This is a genomic window from Streptomyces sp. NPDC008125, assembly GCF_042957125.1.
Lineage (GTDB): Bacteria > Actinomycetota > Actinomycetes > Streptomycetales > Streptomycetaceae > Streptomyces.
Window position 1 is genome coordinate 313,921 of record NZ_JBIBHR010000003.1, and the last position, 17,246, is coordinate 331,166.

At 74.1% G+C, this 17,246-nt stretch carries 12 protein-coding genes and 1 pseudogene; 11 read left to right on the plus strand and 2 right to left on the minus strand.

The window, feature by feature from the left end:
- The first annotated feature begins 232 nt into the window (after positions 1 to 232).
- Together ACFZAX_RS06700 and ACFZAX_RS06705 are read left to right on the plus strand one after the other, a co-directional pair.
- Complete coding sequence (locus ACFZAX_RS06700; RefSeq protein WP_390959751.1) at positions 233 to 3,115, plus strand: FAD-linked oxidase C-terminal domain-containing protein; 2,883 nt, start codon at positions 233 to 235, stop codon at positions 3,113 to 3,115.
- 13 nt (positions 3,116 to 3,128) lie between these two features.
- A pseudogene (locus ACFZAX_RS06705) lies at positions 3,129 to 3,440 on the plus strand (phosphatidate cytidylyltransferase); the annotation flags it as partial.
- A 45-nt stretch (positions 3,441 to 3,485) separates the two neighbouring features.
- Here ACFZAX_RS06705 and ACFZAX_RS06710 read toward each other — a convergent pair.
- Entirely contained in the window at positions 3,486 to 4,361 is an 876-nt protein-coding gene (locus ACFZAX_RS06710; protein ID WP_390960074.1) for a LysR substrate-binding domain-containing protein, read from the minus strand.
- Between the two features lie 286 nt (positions 4,362 to 4,647).
- Here ACFZAX_RS06710 and ACFZAX_RS06715 point away from each other — a divergent pair, with 286 nt between their 5' ends.
- Positions 4,648 to 5,646, plus strand: a complete 999-nt coding sequence (locus tag ACFZAX_RS06715; protein WP_390959753.1) for an EamA family transporter — start codon at positions 4,648 to 4,650, stop codon at positions 5,644 to 5,646.
- 17 nt (positions 5,647 to 5,663) lie between these two features.
- Here the strand turns inward: ACFZAX_RS06715 and ACFZAX_RS06720 are convergent, their stop codons facing one another.
- A complete protein-coding gene (locus ACFZAX_RS06720; RefSeq protein WP_390960075.1) occupies positions 5,664 to 6,137 on the minus strand; it encodes a GNAT family N-acetyltransferase in 474 nt (157 codons plus the stop codon).
- A gap of 140 nt (positions 6,138 to 6,277) precedes the next feature.
- Between ACFZAX_RS06720 and ACFZAX_RS06725 the strand changes: the two genes are divergently transcribed.
- From ACFZAX_RS06725 to ACFZAX_RS06760, 8 genes are all read left to right on the plus strand, one after another.
- Positions 6,278 to 7,159 (plus strand): TIGR03084 family metal-binding protein, encoded by an 882-nt coding sequence (locus ACFZAX_RS06725; protein WP_390959756.1) that lies wholly within the window; start codon positions 6,278 to 6,280, stop codon positions 7,157 to 7,159.
- Positions 7,156 to 9,009 (plus strand): acyclic terpene utilization AtuA family protein, encoded by a 1,854-nt coding sequence (locus ACFZAX_RS06730; RefSeq protein WP_390959758.1) that lies wholly within the window; start codon positions 7,156 to 7,158, stop codon positions 9,007 to 9,009. The genes ACFZAX_RS06725 and ACFZAX_RS06730 overlap by 4 nt, the downstream gene beginning before the upstream one ends.
- 61 nt (positions 9,010 to 9,070) lie before the next feature.
- Positions 9,071 to 10,669: a carboxyl transferase domain-containing protein gene (locus ACFZAX_RS06735; protein WP_390959760.1), complete on the plus strand. Its 1,599-nt coding sequence runs from the start codon at positions 9,071 to 9,073 to the stop codon at positions 10,667 to 10,669.
- A gap of 72 nt (positions 10,670 to 10,741) precedes the next feature.
- The gene (locus ACFZAX_RS06740) at positions 10,742 to 12,916 is read left to right on the plus strand and encodes a biotin carboxylase N-terminal domain-containing protein (RefSeq protein WP_390959762.1); all 2,175 of its coding nucleotides are present in this window, start codon (positions 10,742 to 10,744) and stop codon (positions 12,914 to 12,916) included.
- Positions 12,913 to 14,073 carry an acyl-CoA dehydrogenase family protein gene (locus ACFZAX_RS06745; RefSeq protein ID WP_390959764.1) on the plus strand — a complete coding sequence of 387 codons (1,161 nt, stop codon included), beginning with the start codon at positions 12,913 to 12,915 and terminating at the stop codon, positions 14,071 to 14,073. The genes ACFZAX_RS06740 and ACFZAX_RS06745 overlap by 4 nt, the downstream gene beginning before the upstream one ends.
- Before the next feature lie 81 nt (positions 14,074 to 14,154).
- Positions 14,155 to 15,804, plus strand: a complete 1,650-nt coding sequence (locus ACFZAX_RS06750; RefSeq protein ID WP_390959766.1) for an AMP-binding protein — start codon at positions 14,155 to 14,157, stop codon at positions 15,802 to 15,804.
- Positions 15,801 to 16,577 (plus strand): enoyl-CoA hydratase family protein, encoded by a 777-nt coding sequence (locus ACFZAX_RS06755; protein WP_390959768.1) that lies wholly within the window; start codon positions 15,801 to 15,803, stop codon positions 16,575 to 16,577. The genes ACFZAX_RS06750 and ACFZAX_RS06755 overlap by 4 nt, the downstream gene beginning before the upstream one ends.
- Complete coding sequence (locus tag ACFZAX_RS06760) at positions 16,565 to 17,206, plus strand: TetR family transcriptional regulator (protein ID WP_390959770.1); 642 nt, start codon at positions 16,565 to 16,567, stop codon at positions 17,204 to 17,206. Before ACFZAX_RS06755 ends, ACFZAX_RS06760 begins: the two co-directional genes overlap by 13 nt.
- Positions 17,207 to 17,246: the final 40 nt, after the last annotated feature.

Sequence of the window (17,246 nt, forward strand, 5' to 3'; positions counted from 1 at the left end):
GACGGCAGGTGGAGGCGGTCGGAGGAACGGCCTTCGTCGCCCTCGTCGCGGAGGGTGAGGGAGCCGTGACAACTGGAGCTGATTGTTCCAGCACAAGTCGTGCTCACTATAGGAGAATTGAGGGCCCTTTTGGGAAGTCCAGGTGTCGTTCTCTGTCGTTCCGTGTTGCGTATGTGACCGTGCGGGCGGTGTTGTCCGAAGAGTGCAGGTTCCCGCCCGGCATGCTGGTGCCATGGCCGAACAGCACGCCCTCAGCGACGCCCTGGCCCGGGACCTCCGCTCCGAGGTCCGGGGGGAGACCTCCTTCGACGCGGCCTCCCGGGCGCTCACCACGATGGACGCCTCCAACTACCGGCGGGTTCCCCTCGGAGTCGTCGCCCCGCGCGACGCCGACGACGTCGCCACCGCCCTCGCCGTCTGCCGCGCCCACGGGGTACCCGTCGTGCCGCGCGGCGGCGGCACCTCCATCGCGGGCCAGGCCACCGGCACCGGCGTCGTCCTCGACCTCACCCGGCACCTCGACGCCATCGTGGAGCTGGACCCCGGCTCCCGTACGGCCGTCGTCCAGCCCGGCGTCGTCCTCGACACCCTGCGGGCCGCCGCCGCCCCGCACGGACTTACCTTCGGCCCCGATCCCTCCACCCACGGCCGCTGCACCCTCGGCGGCATGATCGGCAACAACTCCTGCGGCGCCCACTCCGTCGCCTGGGGCACCACCGCCGACAACGTCCACGCCCTCACCGTCGCCCGCTACGGCGGCGACGCCCTGCGCCTCGGCCGGGGCTGGGGAGCCGAGAGGGCCCCCGCCGGGCTGCGGGAGTTCGTCGACCGCCACCTCGCACCACTCCGCACCGGCTTCCCCGGCCTCCCGCGCCGCATCTCCGGTTACGCCCTCGACGCCCTGCTCCCCGAACACCCCGGCGGCCCCGACCTCGCCCGCGCCTTCTGCGGCAGCGAGGGCACCCTCGCCGTCGTCACCGAGGCCACCGTCCGGCTGGTCGAGTCCCCGCCCGCCCGCGCCCTCGCCGTCCTCGGCTACCCGGACGAGGCAGCCGCCGCCGAGGCCGCCGCCGGACTCCTCGCCCACGGCCCGCTCACCGTCGAGGGCATGGCCGCCGACCTCGTCCGCGAACCCGCCGGACTGCCCCGGGGTGGCGCCTGGCTCTTCGTGGAGACCGGCGGCGCCGGCCCCGCCGAGGCCCACGACCGGGCCACCCGCATCGTGCGCGCCGCCGACGCCCTCGACGCCGCCGTCGTCACCGACCCCGCCGGACAGCGCGCCCTGTGGCGCATCCGCGAGGACGCCGCCGGAACCGCCACCCGGATGCCCGACGGCACCGAAGCCTGGCCCGGCTGGGAGGACTGCGCGGTGCCGCCCGCCCGACTCGGCCCGTACCTGCGCGAGTTCCGCGCCCTGCTCACCGAACACGGCCTGCGCGGAACCCCGTACGGCCACTTCGGCGACGGCTGCATCCACGTCCGCATCGACTTCGACCTCCTCACCCCCGAAGGCATCGCCCGCTTCCGCCGCTTCTCCGAGGAGCAGGCCCGGCTCGTCGCCGCCCACGGTGGCTCGCTCAGCGGCGAACACGGCGACGGACAGGCCCGCGCCGAACTCCTCCCCCTCATGTACGGCACCGAACTCGTCTCACTCTTCGCCGCGTTCAAGGACCTGTGGGACCCGTACGGCGGGATGAACCCCGGGATGCTGGTCCGCCCGGACCCGCTCGACACCAACCTCCGCTTCGACGTCCTGCCCCGCCGCCCGGTCGACGTCACCTTCGGATACCCGCAGGACGGCGGCGACTTCACGGCTGCCGTGCGCCGGTGCGTGGGCGTCGCCAAGTGCCGTACGACGGCGGCACCGGGGGCGGGCGTCATGTGCCCCTCCTTCCGCGCCACCGGCGAGGAGCGGCACTCGACGCGCGGCCGGGCCCGGCTGCTCCACGAGATGCTCGCGGGCGAGATCGTCACCGACGGCTGGCGCTCGACGGAGGTCCGCGACGCGCTCGACCTCTGCCTCTCGTGCAAGGGCTGCCGCAGCGACTGCCCGGTCGGCGTCGACATGGCCACGTACAAGGCGGAGTTCCTCCACCACCACTACCGGGGCCGGCTCCGCCCCGCCGCCCATTACGCCCTGGGCTCGCTGCCCCGCTGGCTCCGCCTCGCCGCCCCCGTCGCCCCACTGCTGAACGCCCTCGCCCGCGTCCGCCCCCTCGCCGCCCTCGCCAAGCGCCTGGCGGGCATCGCCCCCGAGCGCCCGATCCCGGCGCTGGCACGCGAGCCGTTCACGCGGTGGGCGGGATCCTCCACGCGCGGGGCCGGTGCGGGCGGGGCCGGCGTCGGTGCGGCCGGTGTGGCCGGTGCGGGCGGGGCCGGCACGGATGTGGGTGGCGAGGTCCTGCTGTGGCCCGACACCTTCACCACGTACCTCTCCCCGCAGGTCGGGCGCGCCGCCGTCCGTGTCCTGGAATCCGCCGGCCGGGTCGTGCGCCACCCGGGCCCGGGGCTCTGCTGCGGGCTGACCTACGTCTCCACCGGGCGCCTCGACCGCGCCCGTACCGTCATGCGACGCACCCTGGACCGCCTCGGCGCCTCCCTCGGCCGGCCCCTCGTCGTCCTCGAACCGAGCTGCGCCGCCGCCCTCCGCACCGACCTCCCCGAACTCCTCCCCGACGACCCACGCGCCGCCGGACTCGCCGCCTCCGTGAAGACCTTGGCCGAGTACCTGGAGGAGTACGCCCCCGACTGGGACCCGCCCCGGCTGGACCGCGCGGTGACCGGCCAGACCCACTGCCACCAGCACGCCGTCCTCGGCGACACCGCCGACCGGCGCCTGCGTCGACGGGCCGGTCTCGACGGCGAGCTGACCGGAGGCTGCTGCGGACTGGCGGGCAACTTCGGCTTCGAGAAGGGCCACTGGGACGTCTCGGTGGCCTGCGCGGAGGAGCAACTGCTGCCCGCCGTACGGTCGGCGGCCCCGGGTACGGAGATCCTGGCGGACGGCTACTCCTGCCGCACCCAACTGGAGCAGCTGGAGGGGGTGCGGGCCAAGCACCTCGCGGAGCTCCTGGCGGAGGGGCTGGAGGGGGAGGGGCGGGAGGGGCCGGGGTAGGCGGCCTTCGCCGTACGTCGCGGGCCGGAGGCCCGGTGGTCCCGGGCTGTCGCCGCTGTCGCCGCTGTCGCCCGCCAAACGGTGGAGCGGCACCCTGGCAGGGGCCGTCGCCGGCCTGGGAGTGCTCGTCGTGCTCGCCGCACCGAGCCGGCCGACGGCGATCGCGGCAGCGGTCGGCGGCCCGGCGGGCGACCTGCTCGAATCCATGGTCACGAGGGGCGCACGGGCCAAGGACTCCGGGCGGTGGCTCGCCGGTTCCGGGGGCTTGCCGGACCGGATCGACTCGCTGCTCTTCGCGTTGGCCGTCCTGCTCGTCCTGAGCTGAGAGACGTTCTCCCACAGCTCGTCCTGAGCTGAGAGACGTTCTCCCTCAGCCGTGGCCTTCCCACGGGCCGCCCTCCCCCGAAACGATCTCCCGTGCGAGCGCCGCGAGCCGGGGGAGCGCCGGGTGCCCCGGGCCGTCGCGGCGGGCGAGCAGCACGGGCAGCGGCGGGGCGTCGGTCAGCGGGACGAAGACGACCCCGGCGTGCGGGTGCATGTCGGCGGTGGACGCGGCGGAGACGCCCGATCCGCGTCCGGCGGCGATGGCGGTGAGCCAGTCGTCGGTGTTGGCGACGGTGAGGGTGGCGGCGGGCCGCGCGTCCGGGGGCCAGAGGCCGGGCGTGGTGGTGCCGGACACGGTGTTCAGGACCACCGGCCCCGCCGCCAGGTCGGCGAGGGAGAGTGCGGCGCGACCGGCGTACGGGCCGTCCGCCGTGACCGCCGCGACCCGCTCCTCGCTGAACAGCGCCTCGGTGACCAGCCCCGGCGCCTCCACCGGCCCACGCAGCAGCGCCGCGTCCACCTCGCCCCGGGTGAGCCCGGCCGTACGGTCGTCGATGCGCAGCAGCTCCAGCGGGGTCTGCGGGTACCGCGCCTGCCAGGTCCGCAGCAGCGGTGTGGTGTACCGGCCGAACGCCGACCAGGCGTGCCCGAGCCGCAGCGGCCGGCGCTGCGGGCGCCCGGTGCCCGTCGCGTCGTCGAAGGCGCTGACCGCGAGGGCCGCCTTGTCCCGGAAGGCGACGCCCTCCGCGGTGAGGTCCAGGTGGTGGGTGGACCGGTCGACGAGGCGGGTGCCGAGGTGGGCCTCCAGTGAGGCGAGGGTCCGGGAGACGGCGGGCTGGGTGAGGCCGAGGCGCTCGGCCGCCCGGGTGATGTTGCGCTCGTCGGCGACGGCCAGGAAGGCCCGGAGATGGCGCAGCTCGATCGGGCGCCCGGTGCCGGTGCGGCCGGCGACGCTCCGGTGCTGCGTACGGTCGTCGTCCCGGGCCTGCGTACGGTCGTCGTCCCGGTCGTCGTCCCGCTGTTCCCTGCTCATGCGTGCGGAGCATAACCGGAGCGCAGAAGGCATTTCACGCCCGGCGCGCGACTGCCTACGGTGGACGGACGGGCTGCTCGCGCATAGTCCAGCGTGATGCACTTGAGGGTGCACTATATTGTACTGAGGGGGGTGTGTTCAGCCGCCCCGCCCACCCCATCCGGAAGGCCACCCAGTGAACGACCCGCGCAGCGCCGTAGAGCCGGCCGCAGCCGTCACCGTCCCCGAGGCGGTGACCGCCCTGGACGGAGCGCCCGACGCTCCCACCGGCGGACCGCACCGCTCCGGGCAGCCGGCGGGGCGCGGTGGCACGCTCGTATCGGTCGCCCTCGTCGTCGGCGGTGTGGTCTCGGTCCAGTTCGGCGCGGCGGTCGCCGCCCTGCTGATGCCCAGGGCCGGCGCGTTCGGCGTGGTCACGCTGCGCCTGCTGGTGGCCGCCGTGGTGCTGCTGGTCGTCTGCCGCCCCAAGCTGCGCGGCCACTCCCGCGCGGACTGGGGGACCGTCGTGGCCTTCGGCGTCACGATGGGCGCGATGAACAACCTCTTCTACCAGGCACTCGACCGCATCCCCCTCGGCATCGCGGTCACCCTGGAGGTGCTCGGCCCGCTCGCCCTCTCCGTCATCGCCTCCCGCCGCCTGGTCAACCTCCTCTGGGCGGGCCTCGCGCTCGTCGGAGTGGCCCTGCTCGGCGGCGCCGGCGGCTTCGGCCGGCTCGACCTCCTCGGCGCCGGACTCGCCGTCGCGGCCGGTGCGATGTGGGCCCTGTACATCGTCTTCAGCGCCCGCACCGGCCGCCGCTTCCCGAAGGCGGACGGCCTGGCCCTCGCGATGGCCGTCGCCGCCCTCCTCTCGCTGCCCCTCGGCATCGCGGAGTCCGGCACGAAGCTCACCGTCCCGACCACCGTCCTGCTCGGCGCCGCGGTGGCCCTGCTCAGCTCCGTACTCCCGTACACCCTGGAACTGATCGCGCTCCGCCGCCTGCCCGCCTCCACCTTCGCCGTGATGATGAGCCTCGAACCGGCCATCGCCGCGCTCGCCGGGTTCCTCATCCTGGACCAGGCCCTCTCCACCACGGACGCCCTCGCCATCGCCCTTGTGATCGGCGCGAGCGTGGGGGCGGTACGGGGGCAGGTCGGCGGGGCGCGGAAGAGGAAGCGGCGGCAGGAGGCGTAGAAGAGCGGGCCGTGACGTCATCCGGCCAACCGCAGGACCAGCTCGTCGATCTCCTCTCCCCGCGCGTTCGCGTAGCCCCGTTCCCCGCGGACGACCTCGAAGCCGCACTTCTCCAGGACCCGCACCGATCCGGTGTTGTCCGCCGCCGCCCTGGCGAACAGCGGGCGTTCGGCCACTTCTTCGAGCAGGATCCGCAACGCGGCGGTCGCGATGCCCCGTCCCCAGAAGAAGCGGTCGATGACGTAGGTGACCTCCCGCTCGGCCGGCTCGCCGTACACGGCTACGTGCCCGACCACGTCGCCGTCCGTGAGCACGGTGCGGGTGACGACGCCGGGGGTGGCGGAGACGCGCTTCCAGTGGGCGTCGAAGTGAACCCGGTCCGTCGGGTCCTCGGCGGTGAAGGCGGCCATCCGATGCGATTCGGGGTCGCTCATGTGCCGGAAGAACACGGGCAGATCACTGGGGTGCACCGGCCGCAGGGAGACATCCATGGAGGTCATGGGCTCGACCCTAACCACCTTGCGGAAGGAGCCGGAGCGCGCGGAACAGAAAATCATGCAAGCACGCTTGCTTGTTTCCGTGGGCGCTGGAATGCTCCGGGGCACCACGCCATGCCCCGAGGGGAGCGCACGTGTCCGATGCCATCGCCGTGATCGACGATCTGAGGGACGAGAGCGAAGAACTCGACTCGCTCGTGGCCGAGTTGAGCGACGAGGAGTGGGCGGTGGCGACCCCCGCGCCCGGTTGGACGATCGCCCACCAGATCGCGCACCTGACCTGGACCGACGGGGTCGCGGTGACCGCCGCGACCGACCCCGGGGCCTTCGGGGCCGAGGTGGAGGCGGCGCTCGCCGCGCCGGAGAGCTTCGTGGACGAGGCCGCCGGGGCGGCCGTCGCCTCCTCCTCGCCGGCGGAGCTGCTGCGGCGGTGGCGGGCCGGGCGGGAGCGGCTCCAGGAGGTGTTGCGGGAGGCCGTTCCCGGCACCCGCATCCCCTGGTACGGGCCGCCGATGAGCCTCGCCTCGATGGCGACCGCCCGGCTCATGGAGACCTGGGCGCACGGGCAGGACGTGGCCGACGCGCTCGGGGTCGTCCGGGCGCCGGCCGAGCGGCTGCGGCATGTCGCCAGGATCGGCGTACGGGCCCGGGACTACGCCTACGTCGTGCGGGGTGCGACACCGCCGGGCGAGGCGTTCCGGGTGGAACTGACCTCACCTGGAGGCGGGTTGATCGCGTTCGGGCCCGAGGGGGCGGCGCAGCGGGTGACCGGGCCGCTGCTGGACTTCTGTCTGCTGGTGACGCGGCGCGCCCACCGGGACGACCTCGCGCTGCGGGCGGTCGGTGCCGAGGCGGACGGCTGGCTGGACATCGCTCAGGCGTTCGCCGGGCTGCCGGGTGCCGGGCGCGCGCCGCGCGGGGACGGCGGAGCGCGCGGGGACAGGGGCGCGGGCGGGGGCAGGAGAGAGGGCGAGTCCGAAGTAGCCGCGAACCCCCTGCGAAGTGAGGGAACATGACCACCGTCCCGCCCACGGAGAACCCCACCGCGTCGCCCGACCCCCTGGGGCTGGGCGCGCGGCTGCCCGCCCCCGTCTCGATTCCCGTCTCCGTCACCGAGCCGACCGGGCCCGCCGAGGACCCCGCCCCCACGCCCCCGCTCGACCAGCCCGCGCCCACCCCGCTCCGCATCGGCAACGCCTCCGGGTTCTACGGCGACCGGTTCGACGCGATGCGCGAGATGCTGACCGGCGGCCCGCTCGACGTCCTCACCGGCGACTACCTCGCCGAGCTCACCATGCTCATCCTCGGCCGCAGCCGCCTGAAGGACCCCTCGCGCGGGTACGCCTCCACCTTCCTGCGGCAGCTCGAAGAGGGGCTCGGGCTGGCCGCCGAGCGCGGGGTGAAGATCGTGGCCAACGCAGGCGGCCTCAACCCGGCAGGACTCGCCGACGCCGTCCGCGAGTTGGCCGACAAGCTCGGGATACCCGTGCGGGTCGCCCATGTGGAGGGCGACAGCCGGCCGGTGCCCGAGGGGTTCCTCACCGCCAACGCGTACCTCGGCGGCGCCGGGATCACCGCCTGCCTGCGGGCGGGCGCGGACATCGTCGTCACGGGCCGGGTCACCGACGCCGCTCTGGTCACCGGGCCCGCCGCCGCCCACTTCGGCTGGGGCCCCGGCGACCTGGACGCCCTCGCCGGGGCCGTGGTCGCCGGACACGTCCTGGAGTGCGGTACGCAGGCCACCGGCGGGAACTACGCCTTCTTCGGCGACCACGACGTCCGCCGCCCCGGCTTCCCGATCGCCGAGATCCACGCGGACGGCTCCTCCGTCATCACCAAGCACCCCGGGACCGGCGGGGTGGTCGATCTCTCCACCGTCACCGCCCAGTTGCTGTACGAGACCGGGGGCGCCCGGTACGCCGGACCCGACGTCACCGCCCGCCTCGACACCGTCCGGCTCGCGCAGGAGGGCCAGGACCGGGTCGGGATCAGCGGGGTACGGGGCGAGGCGCCGCCGCCCACGCTGAAGGTCGGGCTCAACCGGCTCGGCGGCTGGCGCAACGAGGTGGTCTTCGTCCTCACCGGACTCGACATCGAGGCCAAGTCCCTCCTGGTGCAGGAGCAGTTCGCCGATGCGCTCGACCGGTCCGGGAAGGCGCCCGCCGAAGTCCGCTGGGAGCTGGCCCGCACCGACCACCCCGACGCGCCCACCGAGGAGACCGCGAGCGCGCTGCTCCGGCTCGTGGTGCGCGACCAGGACGCGGAGGCGGTCGGCCGGGCGGTCTCCGGGGCCGCCGTGGAGCTGGCCCTCGGCAGCTACCCCGGGTTCCACGTCACCGCCCCGCCCGGAAAGGGCGCGCCGTACGGGGTCTTCGAGGCGGCTTACGTACCGGCGTCCGAGGTCGTGCACACCGCCGTGCTGCCGGACGGCACCCGGCAGGACGTGCCCGCGCCGACGGTGACCCGGGTGCTCGACCTCGTGGAGCCCGAGGCCCCGCTGCCGCCCGCGCCGACGCCGGAGGTGACCCGGAGCGTGCCGCTCGGGCTGCTCGCCGGGGCGCGCAGCGGCGACAAGGGCGGCGACGCGAACGTCGGGGTGTGGGTGCGCGACGACCGCGCCTGGCAGTGGCTCGCGCATGAGCTGACCGTCGAGCGGTTCCGCGAACTCCTGCCGGAGACCGGCGGGTTGGAGGTCGAGCGGCATGTGCTCCCGCAGTTGCGGGCGGTGAACTTCGTCGTCCGTGGACTGCTGGGCGAGGGGGTCGCCGCGCAGGCGCGGTTCGACCCTCAGGCCAAGGCGCTGGGGGAGTGGCTCCGCTCGCGTCACCTGGCCGTACCCGTCTCCCTGCTCGACCCGGCGACCTGAGCCATGAGCCGTTACCCATGCCCGTAACCCCGTACCGAGACATCGCACCGGAGGCCGCCGCATGACCGTCCTGCCCACCGGGCTCGACACCGCCGGACCCGAGTACGCCGCCAACCGGGCCGCCCTGCTCGCCAAGCTCGACGACCTCGCGGCCGAGCACGCGAAGGCGCTCGCCGGGGGCGGCGAGAAGTACGTGGCCCGGCACCGTTCGCGCGGGAAGCTGCCCGCCCGCGAGCGGATCGAGCTCCTGATCGACCCGGACACCCCGTTCCTGGAGCTCTCGCCACTGGCCGGCTGGGGCAGCGACTACACGGTGGGCGCCTCGCTCGTCACCGGGATCGGGGTGGTGGAGGGCGTCGAGTGCCTGATCACCGCCAACGACCCGACCGTACGCGGCGGCGCCTCCAACCCGTGGACGCTGAAGAAGGCGCTGCGGGCCAACGAGATTGCCTTCGCGAACCGGCTGCCCTGCATCAGCCTGGTCGAGTCCGGGGGCGCCGACCTGCCCTCGCAGAAGGAGATCTTCATTCCCGGCGGGGCGCTCTTCCGCGACCTGACCCGGCTCTCCGCCGCCGGAATCCCCACCGTGGCCGTGGTGTTCGGCAACTCCACCGCCGGAGGCGCGTACGTCCCCGGAATGTCCGACCACACCGTCATGATCAAGGACCGGTCCAAGGTCTTCCTCGGCGGCCCGCCGCTGGTGAAGATGGCGACCGGCGAGGAGAGCGACGACGAGTCCCTCGGCGGCGCCGGGATGCACGCCCGCACCTCCGGGCTGGCCGACCACTTCGCCGTGGACGAGCACGACGCGCTGCGGCAGGCCCGCCGGATCGTCGCCCGCCTCAACTGGCGCAAGGCGCACCCCGATCCGGGTCCCGCCGAACCGCCGAAGTACGACGAGGAGGAGCTGCTCGGCATCGTGCCGGGCGACCTCAAGGTGCCGTTCGACCCGCGCGAGGTCATCGCCCGGCTGGTCGACGGCTCCGACTTCGACGCCTTCAAGCCGCTCTACGGCACCAGCCTCGTCACCGGCTGGGCGCGGCTGCACGGCTACCCGGTCGGCATCCTCGCCAACGCGCAGGGCGTTCTCTTCAGCGCGGAGTCGCAGAAGGCCGCCCAGTTCATCCAGCTCGCCAACCAGCGCGACATCCCGCTGGTCTTCCTGCACAACACCACCGGCTACATGGTCGGCAAGGAGTACGAGCAGGGCGGCATCATCAAACACGGCGCGATGATGATCAACGCGGTCTCCAACTCCAAGGTCCCGCACCTCTCCGTGCTGATGGGCGCCTCCTACGGCGCCGGTCACTACGGCATGTGCGGGCGCGCCTACGACCCCCGCTTCCTCTTCGCCTGGCCCAGCAGCAAGTCCGCCGTGATGGGTCCGCAGCAGCTCGCCGGGGTGCTCTCCCTCGTGGCCCGCGCCTCCGCCGCCGCCAAGGGCCGCCCGTACGACGACGAGGCCGACGCCGGACTGCGCGCCCTGGTGGAGCAGCAGATCGAGGCCGAGTCGCTGCCGGCCTTCCTCTCCGGGCGGCTCTACGACGACGGGGTCATCGACCCCCGCGACACCAGGACCGTTCTCGGCATGTGCCTGTCCGCGATCCACACGGCCCCCGTCGAAGGCGCCCGCGGCGGCTTCGGCGTCTTCCGGATGTGAGGGCCGTGACGACCGTGAGGGCTATGACGACCGTGAGGCCCGTGACGACCGCGCACCACCGTGAGGACTGACGTGATCACTTCCCTGCTCGTCGCCAACCGCGGCGAGATCGCCTGCCGGATCTTCCGCACCTGCCGGGCGCTCGGCATCACCACCGTCGCCGTGTACTCCGACGCGGACGCCGGGGCCCTGCACGTCCGCGAGGCCGACCTCGCCGTACGGTTGCCGGGGGCGGCGCCCGCCGACACCTACCTCCGCGGGGACCTGATCGTCGCCGCCGCACGCGCGGCGGGTGCCGACGCGGTGCACCCGGGGTACGGCTTCCTCTCCGAGAACGCCCCCTTCGCCGCCGCCGTGCAGGACGCCGGGCTCCTCTGGGTCGGCCCGCCGGTCAAGGCGATCGAGCAGATGGCCTCGAAGACCCGCGCCAAGGAGCTGATGGCCGCCGCCGAGGTGCCGCTGCTCGCCCCCGTCGACCCGGCCACCGCGACCGGGGCCGACCTGCCACTGCTGCTCAAGGCGGCGGCGGGCGGGGGCGGACGGGGGATGCGGATCGTACGGGACCTCGACGCGCTTCCGGCCGAGCTGACGGCAGCCAGGGCGGAGGCGGAGTCCGCGTTCGGGGACGGCGAGGTCTTCGCCGAGCCGTACGTGGAGCGCGGCCGGCACGTCGAGGTGCAGGTGATGGCCGACGACCACGGCACCGTCTGGGCGCTCGGCACCCGCGACTGCTCCCTCCAGCGCCGCCACCAGAAGGTCGTCGAGGAGGCCCCCGCGCCCGGTCTCGGCGAGGAACTGCGGACCCGGCTGCACGAGGCGGCGGTGGCCGCCGCCCGGGCCGTCGGCTACCGGGGCGCGGGAACCGTGGAGTTCCTGGTCTCCGCCGAAGGGCGCCCGTACTTCCTGGAGATGAACACCCGCCTCCAGGTCGAACACCCCGTCACCGAGGCGGTGTTCGGGCTCGACCTGGTCGCCCTCCAGCTGCGGACCGCCGAGGGCGAGCCGCTGCCCGCCGCCGGGCCGCCCGCGCCCGGGGGGCACGCCGTGGAGGCCCGGCTCTACGCCGAGGACCCCGCCCACGACTGGCGCCCGCAGACCGGACTCCTGCACGCGCTCGACCTGCCCGAGGAACCGGGGGTCCGCCTGGACACCGGCTACACCGGCGGCGACACCATCGGGGTGCACTACGACCCGATGCTGGCCAAGGTCGTCGCCCACGCCGCCACCCGCACCGAGGCCGTCCGGCTCCTCGCCCGCACCCTCGAACGCGCCCGGATCCACGGCCCGGTCACCAACCGCGACCTGCTCGTCCGCTCCCTGCGCCACCCCGACTTCCTCGCCGCCCGCCTCGACACCGGGTTCTACGACCGCCACCTCGCCACCCTCACGCCCGCCCCCGAGGAGACGGCCGTCCGCCGCGCCGCCCTGGCCGCCGCCCTCGCCGACGCGGCGGCCCGTACGAGCGGTGAAGCGGCCGGTCCGGCAGGGAGAGCGGCCGGTGCGGCAGGGGGAGCGGCCGGTCCGGCAGGGGGAGCGGTACGGACCCCGGCGCACGCCGCCGTACCCGCCCGCTTCGGCGCCTGGCGCAACCTCCCCTCCCAGCCGCAGACCAAGCGCTACCGCGCCGAGCCCGACGCCGGGGAGTACGAGATCGCCTACCGGGCCGCCCGCACCGGCCCCGTCCCGCACGAGGCGGAGGGCATCCGGGTGACCGAGATCCGCCCCGACCGGGTCGCCCTCGAACTCGACGGTGTCGCACGGCGGTTCGCCGTCACCGTCCACGGCGACCAGGTGTACGTGGACACGGCGGACGGCTCCCACACCTTCACCGCCCTGCCCCGCTTCACCGACCCCACCGCCCGCAGCGAGCCCGGCTCGCTGCTCGCCCCCATGCCCGGCACGGTCGTCCGCCTCGCCGAAGGGCTGGCCCCCGGGGCCGCCGTCGAGGCCGGGCAGCCGCTGATCTGGCTGGAGGCGATGAAGATGGAGCACCGCATCCTCGCCCCCGCCACCGGCACCCTCACCGCGCTCCACGCCGCGCCGGGCCTCCAGGTGGAGGTCGGCGCGCTGCTCGCCGTCGTACAGGAGAAGGCGCAGGAGGCGGAGCAGGAGGCAGTGCGGGAGACACCGCAGGACCCACCCCTCGCGGGCGAACCACCTCATGCCCAGGACACGCCACAGGACACGCCACAGGCCACGCCACAGGCCACGCCACAGGCCACGCCACAGGAGGAGCCACAGTCATGAGCACCGTCCTCGAATCCGCCGAGCACCAGGCGCTCCGCGCCGCCGTCGCCGCCCTCGGCAAGCGCTACGGGCGCGCCTACCTGGCCTCCGTCGTCGCGGAGGGCCGGCACACCGACGAACTCTGGGCCGAGGCGGCCAAGTTCGGTTACCTGGGCGTGAACCTCCCCGAGGAGTACGGCGGGGGAGGCGCCGGAATGGCGGAACTCTCCATCGTGCTGGAGGAGCTGGGAGCCGCCGGTGCCCCGCTGCTGATGATGGTGGTCTCCCCGGCGATCTGCGGCACGGTGATATCCCGTTTCGGCACCGAGGCGCAGAAGCGTCAGTGGCTCCCCGGACTCGCCGACGGCAGCCTCACCATGGCCTTCGGGATCACCGAGCCGGACGCCGGCTCCAACTCGCACCGGATCACCACCACCGCCCGCCGCGACGGCGACGACTGGCTGCTCACCGGCCGGAAGGTCTTCGTCTCGGGCGTCGACATCGCCGACGCCACGCTCATCGTGGGCCGCACCGAGGACGCCCGTACCGGGAAGCTCAAGCCCTGCCTCTTCATCGTCCCGCGCGACGCCCCCGGCTTCGGGCGCTCGCAGATCGACATGGAACTCCACGCCCCGGAGAAGCAGTTCGAGCTGGTCCTCGACGACGTACGGCTGCCCGCCGAGGCGCTCGTCGGCGACGAGGACGCCGGGCTGCTCCAGCTCTTCGCCGGGCTCAACCCCGAACGCATCATGACGGCCGCCTTCGGTATCGGCATGGGCCGGTACGCGCTCGGCCAGGCCGTCGAGTACGCCAGGACCCGCCAGGTGTGGAAGACCCCGATCGGCGCCCACCAGGCCATCGCCCACCCGCTCGCCGTCGCCCACGTCGAGCTCGAACTCGCCCGGCTGATGATGCAGAAAGCCGCCGCCCTCTACGACGCGGGCGACGACATCGGTGCGGGCGAGGCCGCCAACATGGCGAAGTACGCGGCCGGGGAAGCCTGCGTGAAGGCCGTCGACCAGGCGGTGCACACCCTCGGCGGCAACGGCCTCACCCGCGAGTACGGACTCGCCTCGCTCATCACGGCGGCCCGCGTCGCCCGGATCGCCCCGGTCAGCCGCGAGATGATCCTCAACTACGTCTCCCACCAGTCACTGGGCCTGCCGAAGTCGTACTGACCCCGTCCGGGCACCCCCTCCGGGGCGCCCGCGCCCAGAAGTGCCGCTTCCAGCCGCCCACCGCGCCGACAGGGGACCGCCATGGTGTTCCGCAGCGAGTACGCAGACGTCGCCATCCTCCGCACACCCATCCACGAAGCCGTCCTGGGCCGGGCCGCCGGGTTCGGGGAGACCGTCGCCCTGGTCGACGGCACGAACGGGATGTCCCTCACCTACGCCCAACTCGACCACTTCCACCGGCGGATCGCCGCCGCGCTCGCCGAGGCCGGGCTCCGCAAGGGCGACGTCCTCGCCCTGCACAGCCCCAACACCATCGCCTACCCGCCCGTGTTCTACGGGGCGACGCGCGCGGGCGCCTCGGTCACCACGGTCCACCCGCTGGCCACCGCCGAGGAGTTCGCCAAGCAGCTCACCGACGCCTCCGCGCGCTGGATCGTCACCGTCTCCCCGCTCCTGGACACCGCCCGCCGGGCCGCCGAACTGGCGGGCGGGATACGGCAGATCTTCGTCTGCGACACCGCCGAGGGGTACACCTCGGTGCTCGACATGCTCGGTTCCACCGCCCCCGAGCCGCAGGTGGAGATCGATCCGGACGAGGACGTCGCCGTGCTGCCCTACTCCTCCGGCACCACCGGCGCCCCCAAGGGGGTGATGCTCACCCACACCTCCATCGCCACCAACCTGGAGCAGCTCCAGCCGTTCGTCCCCCTGGTGCAGGACGAGCCCATCCTGGCCGTCCTGCCCTTCTTCCACATCTACGGGCTGACCGCGCTGATGAACGGGCCGCTGCGGCACGGGGCGACCGTGGTGGTGCTGCCCCGCTTCGACCTCGACCAGTTCCTGGCCGCCATCGAGAAGCACCGGATCGCCGGGCTGTACGTGGCCCCGCCCATCGTGCTGGCCCTCGCCAAGCACCCGGCCGTCGCCCGCTACGACCTCTCCTCGCTCCGCTACATCGTCTCCGCCGCAGCCCCGCTCGACGCCGCCCTCGCCCGCGCCTGCTCGGAGCGGCTCGGGCTGCCTCCCGTACGGCAGGCGTACGGCATGACCGAGCTCTCCCCGGGCACCCACGTCGTGCCGCTCTCCGAGGAGAACCCGCCGGACGGAACGGTCGGCAAGCTGATCCCCGGCACCGAGATGCGGATCGTCCGGCTCACCGACCCCGGACAGGACGCGGAGCCCGGCGCCGAGGGCGAGATCCTCATCCGGGGCCCCCAGGTGATGAAGGGCTACCTCGGCCGCCCCGACGCCACCGCGGCCATGATCGACGCGGACGGCTGGGTGCACACCGGGGACGTCGGCCGGGTCGACGCGGACGGCTGGCTCCACGTCGTCGACCGGGTGAAGGAGCTGATCAAGTACAAGGGCTACCAGGTCGCCCCCGCCGAACTGGAGGCCCTGCTGCTCGGCCACGAACACCTCGCCGACGCCGCCGTCATCGGCGTGTACGACGACACGGGCAACGAGGTCCCCAAGGCGTTCCTGGTCCGCTCGCCCGCCCCGGAGGCGCAGAAGCTCACCCCCGAGGACGTGCTCGCCTACGTCGCCGAGCGCGTCGCCCCGTACAAGAAGGTCCGGCGGGCCGAGTTCATCGACGCGGTACCCCGGGCCACCTCGGGCAAGATCCTCCGCCGCGAACTCCGCGACCGCGAATCCCGTGACCGCGAACTCCGGGGCTCGGAACAGGAGTCGGGGCAGCGGGCGGCCGGCACCGGAGGGAGCCCCGCATGAGCAGCCTCGCCGCACCCGTCCACGACCGGGGCATCACCACCCTCACCCTGGACGCCCCCGCCCGCCGCAACGCCCTCTCCGCCGAGCTGGTCGGCGAGTTGGCCCGGGCACTCGACGCCTGCGCGGCCGACGCCGCCGTACGCGCCGTCGTGCTGACCCACACCGGAAACACCTTCTGCGCCGGAGCCGACCTGAAGTCGCCCGCCGACCCCAGGGAGTTCGTCGCCCTGCTGCGGAAGATCGTCGCCCTGCCCAAGCCCGTGGTGGGCCGGATCACCGGACATGTCCGGGCCGGCGGACTCGGACTGCTCGGCGCGTGCGACATCGCGGTGGCCGGGCCGGGGGCGAGCTTCGCACTCACCGAGTCGCGCCTCGGGCTCGCCCCGGCGGTGATCTCGTTGACCCTGCTGCCCCGCCTCGAACGCTCCGCCGCCGCACGCTACTTCCTCACCGGGGAACGGTTCGACGCGGTCGAGGCCGCCCGCATCTCCCTGGTCACCCTCGCGGCGGGAGACCCGGCCGGAGCCGCCGCCGCCGGCGAGGGCGCGGACGAGGTCGACAAGGCGCTCGAACCCGTACTGGACGGACTGCGCAAGGCGTCCCCGCAGGGGCTGATGGCATCGAAGCAGCTGGTCACGGCTACCGTGCTGGAAAGCTTCGACCAACACGCCGAAGACCTCATCACTCTGTCCACCGCGCTCTTCGCCTCCGACGACGCACGGGAGGGGATGACGGCCTTCCTCGAACGACGGGACCCCGCATGGGTGTGGTGACGCCCCCGAACGACCCGCTGCCGGGCCTTTCCGACCCGGCGACCGCCCATCCGGTATCCGCCAAGTCGCCCAAACAGGACCGGAGCCGGGCGACCCGGCAGCGGCTCCTGGAAGCCGCCGTGGCCTGCCTCGCCGTCCACGGCTGGGTGGGCTCCACGGTCTCCGTCGTCGCCGAACGGGCCGGGGTCTCCCGGGGCGCGGCGCAGCACCACTTCCCCACCCGTGAGGACCTGTTCACCGGCGCCGTCGAGTACGTGGCGGAGGAACGCTCCGCCGCACTGCGGGCGCTCCCGGTCCAGGGCCGCGCCGAGGTCGTCGCCGCGCTGGTGGACCTCTACACGGGACCGCTCTTCCGCGCCGCGCTCCAGCTCTGGGTGGCCGCCTCCAACGAACCCCAACTGCGCCCCCGGGTCACCGAACTCGAAGCCCGCGTCGGCCGGGAGACCCACCGCATCGCCGTCGCCCTGCTCGGGGCGGACGAGACCCGGCCGGGGGTGCGCGAGACGGTCCAGGGCCTTCTGGACATGGCCCGGGGTCTCGGCCTCGCCAACCTCCTGACCGACGACACCGTCCGCCGTCGGAGGGTCGTGGCACAGTGGGCGGCGCTGCTGGACGGCGCGCTGGACTGACGGCGCCCGGCCCGGGAGACGAGACGCGGCTCAGGGGGAG